11 protein-coding genes are annotated in these 14,604 nt (G+C 32.9%); 1 reads left to right on the top strand and 10 read right to left on the bottom strand.

Annotated elements, in window-relative coordinates; translation table 11 throughout:
* Positions 1 to 17: 17 nt before the first annotated feature.
* Positions 18 to 770, top strand: coding sequence for a triose-phosphate isomerase (gene tpiA / locus IEV84_RS05000; protein ID WP_188493067.1), 753 nt, complete (start codon positions 18 to 20; stop codon positions 768 to 770).
* 46 nt (positions 771 to 816) lie between these two features.
* Here tpiA and IEV84_RS04995 read toward each other — a convergent pair whose 3' ends face one another.
* From IEV84_RS04995 to IEV84_RS04950, 10 genes are all read right to left on the bottom strand, one after another.
* Positions 817 to 3,549 carry a DNA gyrase/topoisomerase IV subunit A gene (locus tag IEV84_RS04995; protein ID WP_188493065.1) on the bottom strand — a complete coding sequence of 911 codons (2,733 nt, stop codon included), beginning with the start codon at positions 3,547 to 3,549 and terminating at the stop codon, positions 817 to 819.
* Positions 3,550 to 3,565: 16 nt separating this feature from the next.
* Positions 3,566 to 3,868, bottom strand: a complete 303-nt coding sequence (locus IEV84_RS04990) for a nucleotidyltransferase family protein (RefSeq protein ID WP_188493063.1) — start codon at positions 3,866 to 3,868, stop codon at positions 3,566 to 3,568.
* Entirely contained in the window at positions 3,868 to 4,278 is a 411-nt protein-coding gene (locus tag IEV84_RS04985; RefSeq protein WP_188493060.1) for a nucleotidyltransferase substrate binding protein, read from the bottom strand. Before IEV84_RS04985 ends, IEV84_RS04990 begins: the two co-directional genes overlap by 1 nt.
* Before the next feature lie 18 nt (positions 4,279 to 4,296).
* A complete protein-coding gene (locus IEV84_RS04980) occupies positions 4,297 to 6,159 on the bottom strand; it encodes a DNA topoisomerase IV subunit B (protein ID WP_066330046.1) in 1,863 nt (620 codons plus the stop codon).
* 119 nt (positions 6,160 to 6,278) lie between these two features.
* A complete protein-coding gene (locus IEV84_RS04975) occupies positions 6,279 to 6,680 on the bottom strand; it encodes a response regulator (RefSeq protein WP_188493058.1) in 402 nt (133 codons plus the stop codon).
* Positions 6,681 to 6,684: 4 nt separating this feature from the next.
* Entirely contained in the window at positions 6,685 to 9,903 is a 3,219-nt protein-coding gene (locus IEV84_RS04970) for a PAS domain S-box protein (protein WP_188493056.1), read from the bottom strand.
* A gap of 307 nt (positions 9,904 to 10,210) precedes the next feature.
* On the bottom strand, positions 10,211 to 10,738 hold the full coding sequence (locus tag IEV84_RS04965; protein ID WP_188493054.1) for an NADPH-dependent FMN reductase: 528 nt from the start codon (positions 10,736 to 10,738) through the stop codon (positions 10,211 to 10,213).
* A gap of 12 nt (positions 10,739 to 10,750) precedes the next feature.
* On the bottom strand, positions 10,751 to 11,791 hold the full coding sequence (locus tag IEV84_RS04960; RefSeq protein WP_188493052.1) for an MBL fold metallo-hydrolase: 1,041 nt from the start codon (positions 11,789 to 11,791) through the stop codon (positions 10,751 to 10,753).
* A 146-nt stretch (positions 11,792 to 11,937) separates the two neighbouring features.
* On the bottom strand, positions 11,938 to 13,455 hold the full coding sequence (locus tag IEV84_RS04955) for a response regulator (RefSeq protein WP_188493050.1): 1,518 nt from the start codon (positions 13,453 to 13,455) through the stop codon (positions 11,938 to 11,940).
* Entirely contained in the window at positions 13,455 to 14,600 is a 1,146-nt protein-coding gene (locus IEV84_RS04950; RefSeq protein WP_188493048.1) for an FIST signal transduction protein, read from the bottom strand. Before IEV84_RS04950 ends, IEV84_RS04955 begins: the two co-directional genes overlap by 1 nt.
* Positions 14,601 to 14,604: the final 4 nt, after the last annotated feature.

The raw sequence follows: 14,604 nt of genomic DNA, 5'->3' as shown, positions 1-14,604 counted from the left end.
AATATAACACTACTAAAATGAGAAAAAAGATTGTAGCAGGAAACTGGAAAATGCACAAAAACGCAGCACAAACCAGCGAATTATTAAGTGAATTAATTGCAAAAGTACCTGCAAATACTACAGCACAAGTAATTGTTGCACCTACATTTGTAAACTTAGCTGCAGCAGTAAACCAACTAAAAGGAACTAACATTAGTGTTGCTGCACAAAACGTACACCAAACCGAAAGTGGTGCATTTACAGGAGAAATCTCTGCTGATATGTTGACAGGAGTTGGTGTAAACACTGTAATCCTTGGACACTCTGAGCGTAGAGCTATCTTTCATGAAACTGATGCTCTAATCGCTGATAAAGTAAATACGGCTTTAAAACATGATATGACTGTTATTTTTTGCTTTGGTGAAGAATTAAAAGACCGTCAGTCAAACCAACATTTCAACATTGTAGAAAACCAATTAAGAGACGGATTATTCCAAATTGATGCTAAATCATGGGATAAAGTTGTTTTAGCTTACGAACCAGTTTGGGCTATTGGAACCGGTGAAACTGCTTCTCCTGAGCAAGCACAGGAAATGCACGAATTCATCAGAGAAACAGTTCTTAAAGCTTACGGAAAAGAAATTGCTGAAAATGTAACTATTCTTTACGGAGGTTCAGTAAAACCGGATAATGCTAAAGAAATTTTTGGAAAACCAGACGTTGACGGAGGTCTTATTGGTGGAGCTGCTTTAAAAGCAGATGATTTTGTTGCGATTGTAACAGCTATCTAAAAAACACAAAAAAAGCGAATCAATTTTTCTGATTCGCTTTTTTTTTCTAATCTAAAGATAAGGTTATTTGTCCGTCGTCTTCCAGTTGAATTTCACTGTCATCGGCATTCAGTTCTCCTCTTACTTCCAGTGATTGTGCTATAATTTCTTCAGGCTCTTCATAAGGGAGCGATTCTAAAGCATTCACCTGTTTTAATTTATCAGTAGTCAATTGATTTCCTAGTGCTTTAAATCCTTTTACGGCAATAAAACTCTCCACATCAACGGTTATTGATTCTTTTTGAACTCCTTTAATTTTAGGAAAAACCAATTCCACCACAGGACGATAATCGGTAGAAACCAATTCCAGTTGCGAATTAGGATGTTCCGTAATAAAACTTTCTTCTTTACCTTCATTCTCTACTAAAAATCGTTTCAGATAGTAACGCTCTTTTTCCCCATCGTAATAAATGGCCGAAATAGGTTTTTTAGGAATCCATTTTTCCAAAACAATCATATCTTCGTCAAAGTGAGTAGATAACTCAGGAATGATTACTTTTAGTTTTCCGGATTGCTGAATAATCAAAATTTTATCACTCGGTCTGAATTCGCCTAACAATTCTCCTCTGGCATCAACATTCAAGCGTTGTACAGTATCATCGTACCAAATTTTTCTTGGCAATAAAGTAGAAATTCCTTTTTCTTTAATTTCGATTTTCTTAATTGGGTATTTAGTTACTAAATTACCTTTAGAAGCACGACCTTTAATCGCCAATTTAGCAAAATCCAAATCGAATTTTAATTTCTTAATACTGCTTATTTGACGCAAAAGAATTGTAATTACCTCAGCTTCTCCATTTGGATTACAAGTAAAATACAAGACTTGCGAGCCTTTAGTTCCATTAGTCAAATCGTACAATTTATCTCTGGTAACCCCGGAAACATTAAATCGTTTAATATAAGACGGCCCAGATTTTCCGTCGCGATATACCATGTTATAAATGGTGCGTTTATCACTTTTGTCAAAAACAGTTACATGAATAATGTCTTTCCCCACAAAAGTTTTAGCATCCACTTTGGTCACCATCATACTTCCGTCACGAAGAAAAACAATTACATCATCAATATCAGAGCAATCCGTTACATATTCGTCTTTTTTCAAACTGGTTCCCACAAAACCTTCTGCTCTGTCAACATATAATTTCGTATTGCGTAACACAACTTTTGTTGCTTCAATATCATCAAAAATACGCAACTCAGTTTGACGCTCGCGTCCTTTACCATATTTCTCTTTTAGCTTGGTAAAATAAGTAATGGCAAAATCAACAATATGCTCTAAATTATATTCTACCTCTTTCATTTCGGCTTCTAACTTAGCGATAAATTCATCGGCCTTATCCGAATCAAAACGGGTAATACGAATCATTGGAATTTGAGTCAATCGCTGTAAATCATCGTCATTGATTTCTCTGACAAAGGATTTTTTGAAAGGCTCAAATCGATCGTACATGTATTGGAACAAAGATTCTTTGTCATGATACAATTTGAAATCAATGTACATTTCTTCACGAATGAAGATTTTTTCTAAGGTCGAAAAATGCCATTTGTTTTTTAATTCCTCTAAATGAATCTCTAATTCCTGACGAAGTAAATCGACTGTTCTGTTGGTCGAAATTTTCAACATTGCCGAAACCCCAATAAACAAAGGTTTATTGTCTTCAATCACACAGCCTAAAGGCGCTACAGAAGTTTCACAAGCTGTAAAAGCAAACAGTGCATCAATCGTTTTATCAGGAGAAACTCCCGGATAAAGATGAATTAAAATTTCAACATCGGCGGCGGTATTGTCTTCAATTTTTTTGATTTTGATTTTGCCTTTATCATTGGCTTTCAAAATACTGTCAATCAAAGTCGAAGTATTGGTCGAAAACGGAATTTGAGTAATTGCCAGAGTATTTTTGTCAATCTGGGCAATTTTAGCACGCACACGCACACGCCCGCCACGCATTCCGTCATTATAATTAGACACATCGGCAATACCTGCCGTCATAAAATCCGGATACAGCGTAAACGGCTTTCCTTTTAATATTTTAATAGAAGCATCGATTAATTCATTAAAATTATGCGGTAAAACTTTTGTTGATAAACCTACCGCAATCCCCTCTGCTCCCTGTGCTAAAAGCAATGGAAACTTTACCGGAAGATTATTGGGTTCAGCACGACGTCCATCATAAGAAACACCCCAATCGGTGATTTTTGGAGAATACAAAACCTCTAAAGCAAATTTTGACAAACGTGCTTCAATATAACGGGAAGCCGCAGCTCCGTCTCCGGTTAAAATATTCCCCCAGTTTCCCTGACAATCAATCAATAAATCTTTTTGACCTATCTGCACCATCGCATCAGCAATACTGGCATCTCCGTGCGGGTGATACTGCATAGTGTGACCTACAACATTGGCGACTTTATTATAACGACCATCATCCAACTCTTTCAAAGAGTGCATAATACGGCGTTGAACGGGCTTAAATCCGTCCTCAATGGCAGGAACGGCACGCTCTAAAATTACATAAGAAGCATAATCCAAAAACCAGTCTTTGTACATACCGGTAACTTTGGTAATGGTATCATTGGCATCTTCTTCGTTATGATCATAAAAATGCTCACCTTCAAACTGCTTGGCATCTGCGTCAATAATTTCATCAGCCTCTTCCCCATCCTGATTTTCATCAATAGGATTCTCTTCTGAATTATTTTCTTCGTTGTTTGGAATGATGTTATCGTCTTCTTCGTCTTTCATTTATGCTGAATTTATTTCAGTTTTTTCTTTTATAAAAAGTTTTACCAACTCTTTCAATATGCTCTATTAAACTTTGAGATTTTAAATCCTTATAAATGGATATGTCAAATTTATAAGGGATAAAACTATCATCTAATTTGTGCCATAATTTGTTTAAATCTTCTTTTGTCACATCTCCTTTTAAAGTAATATCAATATCTGAACCTTCTCTATAATTCCCCTTAGCTCTGGAACCATAAATTACTACCTCATCAATCGAAAGGCAATCTTCAAAAATTACCAAAATTTCCTGATAGCTTTTAGGATAAATTCCAAACATTATAAAAGGCTTTTCATTTTATTTTCAAAATCGATGAAAACAGGAAAATAATCATTCAAAATAATTTCTAAAATGGCCAAAACCTCTTTTTCATCATAAATATAAGAAGTTAGATTTCTACTTTTAATCATGTCTAACCAAATATCTCCTTTAGAAATAAGTCCTACATTAAAAGCTTCTTTCACTGCATTTTTACTACCAAACAAGTCTGTTTTTCCTTGCTCTTCCAGAAAATCTTTCATTACTTTCCAAGACAATTCCTGAGAAACCTCAAATGCCTGAATTACTCCTTGAAGTTCTAATTCGGTAAAATCCCTTTCTTCTTTAAGCTGCTTAGCATTTTTTAATTGCTTAAACGCATTTACAAAATGTTCAAACCTCTGTTTCCAACGAATATCCTGATTCTCCATACTTAATTATTTTTAAAATTAAGCTTCTTCAATGGTATCCAACTCCACCTTCAGGTTCTTGATGATAAACTCTTGTCGGTCCGGCGTATTTTTACCCATATAAAAAGATAATAATTGCTCTACCGAAGTATGTTTGTCCATCATAACAGGATCCAATCGAATATCTTCACCAATAAAAAACTGAAATTCATTTGGCGAAATCTCTCCCAATCCCTTGAATCGGGTGATTTCAGGTTTAGGTTTTAATTTCTCGATAGCTGCTTTTCGTTCTTCTTCCGAATAGCAATAAATCGTTTCTTTTTTATTTCGAACCCTAAACAAAGGTGTTTGCAAAATATACAAATGCCCTTCTTTGATTAATTCCGGAAAAAATTGCAGGAAAAAGGTAATCAGCAATAATCGAATGTGCATTCCATCGACATCGGCATCGGTAGCGATAACAATGTTATTGTAACGCAGGTTTTCCATATCGTCTTCGATATCCAAAGCTGCCTGCAACAAGTTGAATTCCTCATTTTCATAAACAATTTTCTTGCTCATACCATACGAATTCAACGGTTTACCACGCAAACTAAATACCGCCTGTGTATTCACATCGCGCGACTTAGTAATCGAACCCGAAGCCGAATCTCCCTCGGTAATAAACAGTGTACTTTCTAAATATCGTGGATTTTTAATATCGGGTAAATGCACGCGGCAATCACGCAGCTTTTTATTGTGCAAACTCGCTTTCTTCGCTCTGTCTTTGGCTAATTTTCGAATACCTGAAAGTTCTTTACGTTCTCTTTCAGCCTGTAAAATTTTGCGCAATAATAAATCGGCAGTTTCCGGATTTTTATGCAAATAATTGTCTAAATTATTTTTGACAAAATCATTGACAAAAGTTCGCACTGACGGCATCCCCGGTTCAGAACCTACTTCGGTAGAACCTAATTTAGTTTTGGTTTGCGATTCAAAAACAGGTTCCATCACCTTAATACTCACCGCTCCAACAATCGATTTACGAATATCAGAAGGTTCAAAACCTTTATTGTAAAACTCTCTGACCGTTTTTACAATTGCCTCACGAAAAGCAACCAAGTGTGTTCCCCCCTGAGTCGTATTTTGTCCGTTTACAAATGAATGGTATTCCTCACTGTATTGGGATTTACTATGCGTCATTGCAATTTCGATATCATCTCCTTTTAAGTGAATGATATCGTAAACCTTATCTTCTTCGGCAATATTTTCGTTTAATAAATCTTTTAATCCGTAATCTGAAAAGAATTTTTCTCCATTATAAATTATTGTCAAACCTGTATTTAAGTAACAATAATTTTTAAGCATTTTCACTACATATTCGTTACGGAATTTGTAGTTTTTAAAAATAGCTTCGTCAGGAGTGAAGGTTACTTTGGTTCCTTTACGTTTGGTAGTTTCAATAATATCTTCTTCCAAAACCAAATTTCCGGCTGAAAATTCAGCTGCTTTTTGTTTGTCTTCTCTCACCGATTCTACACGGAAATAATTAGACAAAGCATTCACTGCCTTGGTACCAACCCCATTCAAACCAACTGATTTCTTAAATGCCAGCGAGTCGTATTTACCTCCGGTATTCATTTTAGAAACCACATCAACCACTTTCCCTAAAGGAATTCCACGACCGTAATCACGTACTGCTACGGTTTTATCTTTGATAGTCACTTCAATAGTTTTCCCTGAGCCCATTACAAACTCATCGATACAGTTATCGAGTACTTCTTTTAATAAAATATAGATACCGTCATCAGGTGAAGAACCATCACCTAATTTCCCGATGTACATACCGGGACGCATACGAATATGCTCTTTCCAGTCCAGCGACCGAATATTATCTTCGGTGTATTTACTTTGATCTGACATTAAATTTTGTGGATTTTTTGCTAATATAGCATATATCACCCTATTTTAAAAGGGCTAACAGCCAAAGTTATCAAAAATGATATTGACAAAAGAAAACTTAGAATTTAGAATACTGTGTTTTATAAATTTCCTTTCTCAATTAATTTTTCAATCATTTCAATTCGCAATGGTTTGGTAAAAAAATCCATAACTACTTCAAAATTCATTGCTCTTTTAATATCGTTAGGGTTATCTGACGAACTAAGCATAACCACAGCGCATTGTTTTTCAATTGTTTGAGGAAACTTGATTATTTCTTCCAGAAATCCGAATCCATCCATGATAGGCATCGAAATATCTAAAAAAATTAAACCCGGAAATTCTATCGTATTTTCTTCTATACTTTTTAAATATTCCAACGCCGCTATTGCAGATTTTTTAACCGTAATCTTTTCTGCAATTTTACTTTTAGTGATAATATGATTATTTACATAATTATCTATATCGTTGTCATCTATCAGGAGAACATGTTTGACTTTCATAAAATTAATTTAAATTACTAATTTGATTAGGAATTTCAACAATAAACTTAGTTCCTTTATCCTGCTCTGATTCTACATTAATTGTCCCTCCCAGTTTTTCCAGAGCTTCTTTTACAATATACAAACCAAGACCTGAACCCGAAGAAAGTGTGGTTCCTCTATAAAACATTTCAAATATTTTCTCTTTGTCATCACTGGCAATACCTACTCCGTTATCTTCAATAACAATAATTGCATTGGTTCTATCACTACGAATTATAATATTCACAAAAGACTTTTCTTTAGAAAGATCTCTATATTTAAGAGCATTAGAAAGAAGATTATTCAAAACCACACCTAGCCTTCGATAATCGGAAACAAATAAACCACTCGAACTGATCTCTACATGCAATTGCACTCCTTTGATTCCTTCTATAAACTTATGACTTCCTTTAATCTCTTCGATTATTTTTCTAAAATTAATTTCATCTTTATCTAAAACCAGACGGGCATTTCTGGAATAATGCAATATGTCTTCAATAAAATCATCCAATTTCCCCACACTATTATTAAGCATTGCCAACCTTTCATGTAACTCACTATCTTCCGGATCAGCACATTCTTTAGTCACATAAATAAGTCCCAACATCGATTTTAGTGGTGCACGCAAATCATGGGAAGCACTGTAAACAAAACGATCTAATTCGGCATTGGTTTTTTTTAATTCTGAATTATAGCGAATTAATTCATTTTCAAATATTTTTTTATCAGTAACATCTCTATAATTCAGAATGATTGCTTTAACACTTTCATTTTCTAATAGATTGATGGCTGTTCCTTCAATCCAAATTTCATGTCCTTTTTTATGATTAATTCTAAATTGATTTTGCTTAGGCACATTAGGGTTTTCTAAAATTTCTTTCAAAAAAAGCTGTCCACGGAATAATTCATCTGAAACTAAAAACTCGGTAAAACTTTTTTCTTTGACATCTTCAAAACTACGCCCAGATATTCGCTCAGCTGAAGGACTTTGATACAAAATCCCACCCTCTTTATCTAAAAGTAAAATAGCATCACTTATATTTTCGGTTAGAACACGGTACTTTTCTTCACCTTGTAGCAGTTGAATTTCGGCTTGTTTTCTCTCGGTTATATCCGTGGCAAAAATCATAACATGCTGCACTTCACCATTAACTTCAATGGGAACTAATCGGGAACGAACCCAACGTCCAAAATTCAGCTGATTTTCAAATTCCTGATTCTCCCCTGTAGCAAAACACCTGTCCAATCTTTCCTTTGCATCTTTTCGACTTTCTTCAGGCAAAACTTCAATACAATCGGCACCTATCAACTCATCAACTGTCTTCCCTATTGGCGAATCTTTATTTATCGCCTCTATTTTATACAATTTATTTACATAAAGAATAATATCCGGAGCATTATCAAACTGATTTTTAAACATTTCTGTAGCTTTTTTACGCTCGGTAATCACTTCAGTAAACATAATTACACCTCCGATTTCTCCAGTAGATTTATGCCAAGGACGTATCTCCCATTTTACCCAATCTACATTTCCATTTGCTCTCAAGAACGAATCTTCCTCTCTTTTTTCTATAACTCCTTGCAAACAACGTTGATGAATATCTTTCCATTCCTGACCAATTTCAGGAAAAACTTCGTAATGGCTTTTTCCAATTATATTCTGTCCTGAAAGATTATAATCTTCAATCCAGCGATTACTGGTTTTAATATAGTGCATTTTTGTATCAAACATAGCCAAAGATGCCGGACTGTGTCCAATAAATAAATCCAATTGTGCTTCTCGTTCCTTCAATTTCTCTTCTGCTTTTATTTGATTTGTAACATCATTAGCAAGAGACAATATAGCTTTTCGATTATTATATTCAATTTTATGAGAAGCAATTTCCATAATCATTTCATCTCCATTCTTCTTATGATGCCTCCAATTTCTTGTTACAATTGGCTCCTCATTTACCAACATATACTTCGCAAATTCTTCTATTTTAGAATAATCCTCTTTGGGACGATAATCCAAAACTGACATTTTTGACCATTCTTCTTTACTATAGCCATACTTACACAATACAGCATTATTTATTTCTAAAATTTCCAACGTTTCTAAATCCCAAATTATAATATAAGCAGGACTATTATCAAACAAATAACGATACTTTTCTTCTGATTTTTTTATTACTTCTTCAGCATTTTTTCGAGCAGTAACATCGCGTATAATAGCAAAAAAACCTTTTCCATCCATTAATCTGTTACTAATTTCTGTTTGAATAAAAGAACCGTCTTTTCTTCTTATTTTTCTGCTTATTTGTGCAAATTTGTTTTTCCTTATTAAAGCAACATCTTCTACTTGTTTTTCAATTTCATCGGAAGGCACTAATTCAGAAATATTAATACGAAGTAATTCTTCCCGTGTGTAACCAAACAAAGTACAAGCTGCTTCATTCAAATCAATAATTTCCGTCTCTTCATTAAGAATCAAAATAGCTTCCCCCGCATATTCAATCAAGTTGCGATAATTCTTCTCAGTAAGAAACAATTTAGCATCGTTTAATTTTAAATCACTGACAATAGCACTATTTTTTCTTATAAGATAATATAAAAACGGAACTGCAAATCCAAAAGCAATGAGTATAATCCAAATAATTTCAGATGTGTAGGCTTTATAGATACTATCATTATTTTGATTAATTGCTTTACCAATTTTAACTTGCAAACGAAGCAAATTACTCGCTTCAATAATAACCGAATTCAAATTAGGATACAACTCATTCTTAAGAATGGAATCCAGTAAATTAGCATCTTCTTCTTTCAACGCCAATTTCAATTTTTCAATAGTATTATCGGATTTATCAATCTGTATTTTGGCGTTTAAAACCAATTGCTTTTCTTTATTCGTAAGATAACTTTGCTGATAATTTTCCCAGTTTACTTTGATACTGTCTTGTGATTGAGTAATCTTTTGAAGTGCTTCTTTATATCCAATTTGTTTTCCATCAATTTGGTGAGCAGTTGCAATGATATTGGAAGTATAAAAACGAATATCCGCCAATTGATCCATTGGTACTATTCTATCAGTATATAATTCTTTTGAATTGTTATTTGATTCTCGAATTTTTAAAACACCGTAAATTCCAACACCAATGATAAATAAAGACATGATAAACACCAACAAAGTCAGTTCTAAAGATGCTTGCTTTCTATTTATCATATTTTTGCGTTAACTAAATCAAATATTCAATCTTTTCTATGCTTTAAATTAAAAAAACTACAAAAAAGATACTAAAGCAAATATAAAAAATATCCACTCTAAACCTAAAATTATCGAAAAGAAACACAAAATTAATTCCACACTTAATTAACATAAAAACATCAAAAAGAGCGAAATATTACACAAAAACAAAAATTATCAAAAGAATTCAATATAAAAAATAAAAAATCATCAATCAAGATTCTTTAAATAAACCCAAAGATTCTTGTTTGATGATTCTACCTCTAAAAATTTTAAAATCTATAGTCTATTTTTCTAAACTCATAACAATCTCTTTCAACTGATTATCAAATTCCGAATTGGATATTCTGTTATTTTCAGCATCAAAATTCTCATTAAAACTCGGTAACGAAAAAGTGGCTTTAATATCCGCTCCATAACGGGGAAAAGCATTTTTGGCTATTTCCAAAACCGATGCTCCTCCTCGACCTCCTGGCGAAGTTGCCATTAATAACATTGGTTTTCCCTGAAACACTTTTCCATTAATTCGGGAACACCAATCGTACAAATTTTTAAAAGCAGCAGAGTAATTTCCGTTATTTTCAGCTAAAGAAACCACTAAAAAATCAGCTGATTCAATTTTAGCCAAAAAGGCTTTTGCTAACTCATGCTGACCAACTTCTGCTTCAATATCTACACTAAAAAGTGGCATTTGGTAATCATTTAAATCCAAAATTTCCACTTCGGCATTTTCGAATAAACTACTGGCGTAAATGGCTAATTTTTTATTGATGGAGTTTTTACTAGGGCTTCCGCCAAATGCGATTATTTTCATGATTTGGTATTTTTAATTTATATCTTCCCACCACTTTTGAGAGCGACTATCTGAATTACATCTGAATAGTTCTCCTATTTTAGGCGTTAAAAAACTTAGTTTTTCCTGCATTGCTTTATTTAAAAATCGCTCAACAGGTTCTTTCCAGGGATGTTGCGCTAAAGCAAACGCTCCCCAATGCACCGGAATACATTTTTGAACACCTGCATCTATAGCCGCCTGAACACTTTCTTCCGGAAACATGTGAATCTGATGCCAATTTTCATTATACTGACCACATTCCATAAATGCAAAATCAAATGGACCTAAACGTTTGCCAATCTCTTTAAAATGCTCACCATAACCGCTATCTCCACTAAACCAGATATTCTCGGAAGCAGCTTTTAAAACCCATCCTCCCCACAATGATTTAGCTCTATCGGTTAAACCTCTTCCTGAAAAATGCCTTGTAGGTGTAAATGTAATTTTAATATCTTCAAAATCATGAGTTTCCCACCAATCAAATTCAGTAATAATATGCCTAGGGATTCCCCAGGAAACCAAATGTCTTTTGACTCCTAAAGCGACAAAAAATAATTTAGCCTTACTTTTAAGCATCAAAATACTTTCATAGTCCAAATGATCATAATGATCATGAGAAATCAGAACCAAATCTATTTCCGGCAATTCATTCAAGATATTTAATGTGTTCTGGCTAAACCTTTTAATCTTAAAAGGAGCTATCGGGGCAGCGTCATTACCAAACATAGGATCAATTAATATATTTTTATGATTCAATCTCATAAAAATAGCCGAATGTCCATACCAAATACTTTGCATTTTGGTATAGGCCTCATCAATCAATGATTTTCCAAAAGAAACAATCGGGAGATTTTTCGCTTCTCTTCTTTCTTTTTCACAAAACTGTTTACGAAGAAATGCCGGCATACTAGATAATGAAAAACTCATCTTCGTTTCTTCTAAATTTTCAAAAATACTACCCTTCCAATGAACAGATTTAGAATATTTTTCTATTTCTTTCTTCGTTACTTTTGCACCAAATTGTTTTCTCATAATAATAACACTGCTTTCGTATGCAATTTAAACATAATGAAAATTATTATCTAAGGAATTATGATTATAACAACAAGAAAAAACGCTATGATTTCCGCTGAATTATTTGAACTTGAAATTAATACTATTGCTAACTATAAAAAACATTATTTATAATATTTCTTTAATTTCATGTTCAACTCTTTGGGATTGAATGGCTTGATAACATAATCATTAACACCAATCTGTAAAGCTTTCTCAAGATAACTATAAGATGATGAGGCGGTCAGAGCTATGATAGGTATCTGTGCATTCGATTTTCTTATTATTGCAGTAGCTTCGTAACCATCCATAACCGGCATGGATAAATCCATTAAAATAATTCCATAATCGGTATTTGTTTTAAACTTTTCAACAGCAATAAGTCCATTTTCAGCCTTATCTACTTGTACATTCCACTGTTTCAATATTTTTTCCGCTATTTTAATGTTTATCAAATTATCTTCTACTAAAAGAACTTTTAAACCGTCTAAACTTTCCTCTTTATAATCGTGATGTACAATATTATTTTTTATTTCTAAATCGGTCAAAAAATATGGCAATTCCAAAATAAAACTAAAATTAGATCCAACTCCAATTTCACTTTCCAATTCTATATCTGAATTTAATAAACGAAGTAATTTTTTAGTAATCGCTAAGCCCAAACCTGTTCCTCCAAATTGACGTGTAGTTTTTACTTCGGCCTGCTCAAATTTTTGAAAAATAGATTTAAACTTAACTACATCAATCCCAATTCCGCTATCGATAACCTGAACTTTAAAGACTGAAATATTTTCTTTTTTTTCAATCTGATCAACCTTAATTTTAATGCTTCCGTTTTTAGTAAACTTGATGGCATTTGAAACTAAATTAGTTATAATCTGACCTATCCTTAAAGGATCACTAATTAAAAAAGGAGTGAAATCATCATCAATTAGCACCTCAATTGTATTTAAATTCTCTGAGGCTTTAATTTTTAACGATTGCGCGATATGTACAACTAATTCTTTGAAATCAAACGGTATTTTTTCAAGCTCCACCTTACCGGCTTCAATGCGGTTAAAATCCAAAATATCATTGATAAGCATGTATAAATTTTGAGCCGAATACTTTAAAACCTCCAGATTTTCCTGAAAACTATTCAAAGTATTTTCTTTTTCCATTATGTAAATCAAACCAATGATAGCGTTGAGCGGAGTTCTAATTTCGTGACTCATAATGGAAAGAAAATCAGATTTGGCTTCATTTGCTTTTTCAGCATTCATTTTAGCCTGATACAACTCATCCTGAAATTCCCTTTTATAATCTATTTCATTTTGCAAAACTTTTAATAAACTTTCAGAATCATCTCCATTACTAAACTTTACTTCATTTTCATTTAATTGCTTTATTGCTTCAATTAATTTACTCTCAATATGTTCTTTTTTCTGTAATTCAAGTTTTAGTTTTTCAGTTATTTTATTGTATTCTAAATCATTCAACCGCGAAGATTGTTCAAACAATTCGGCATCTTTTTCGAAATTTAAATACGAAAGATTAACTACTTCTATAAACTTTTGAACAGATTCATTGTTCGCAATGAAATCATCCGAAAAATGCTTTTTGATTTGTCTGTTCAAAAGTCTATGTAAATTTTCTCTTTCCATTATAACTCCTCATAAATCGTTGCAATAGTCATTGTTTGATTATGCAATTCGCAAGCTACTTTTTTTAGTTTTGGAGAAATTTCACCATAGGAATAAAAACCACAAAGCAATGTATTTTCGCCAAATACTTCTTGTACAACCTCTAACTCTTCTTCAATTCTATTTCCAAGAACAATTTTTCGCCCCACACAACTCACTAATAATGCTAATTCCGGTTTTACAGATTGTTTTGAAAAAGTTTGAGAAGCCGCACTATAAGAAGCATCAATCAATTTATCTAAGTTTCCCTTCATCAGTCTGACAAAAGAACCTTCAGGAATATTACCTGCAAAAGTCATCGATTTTTTTTCTTCATCAATAGACAAAATAGTTCGTACTATTGGTTCTGAATTTTCATTTTCTTTCATTGAAAGTGGGAAATACAATGATGAACCCGGTAATTCATCTGCATATTTACCCAGATATTCCTTATACAAATCCAGTGCATACCTATCACCAATTTTGTATAAAACATTTTTTTCTGAGAGTGTCACTTCTCTTTCCGGACCAAAATCACTCCAGCCTCCTTCTGAACCAAAACCAAAATGAATGGCATCACCATAAAAACCAACTGCTACAATTTTTTCAGGAGAAGCATCTTTATTTAAACCCACAATTGTTTTTTCAAAATGATATTCATCACCTGCTAAACCTCCAAAAATAGGAATATTACCTTCGGTTTCTTTAACCAGTTCGTTAATAAGTTCCGTTCCATTAACAAAACTACCTTCTGAAAGTATCAATAACGATTTAAGATCTTCAGTAAAAAAATCTTTATGTATAATATTTCCTATTTGCTGAATATTATGGTTCGCTGTAATATCAATTTCAATAGCTTTAATCGTTGTCTTTTCAAAATTTATTGAAGTTGCTACAAGATTTCTTTCAATCAAAGATGTATTAGAAATTTGTCCTGAAGTTGAACAGATAACAATATTAGCGTTAGGATATATATTATTTAGTGTTGTATAGGGTTTTATTTCATCTAGAAAAATCCTTTCCCCAAAAGCTAATACCAAATCAGCCTTATTTGCATTAAAATCTTTTGAAGTAAATAAAATTCTTTCTTCTTTCTTATCATTTAAAATGATTTGCTGAAGTCTCATAAGC

It is taken from the genome of Flavobacterium palustre (assembly GCF_014639535.1).
GTDB lineage: Bacteria > Bacteroidota > Bacteroidia > Flavobacteriales > Flavobacteriaceae > Flavobacterium > Flavobacterium palustre.
The sequence above is the reverse complement of the archived record's forward strand: the minus strand, read 5'-3'. Positions and strand labels throughout refer to the sequence as shown.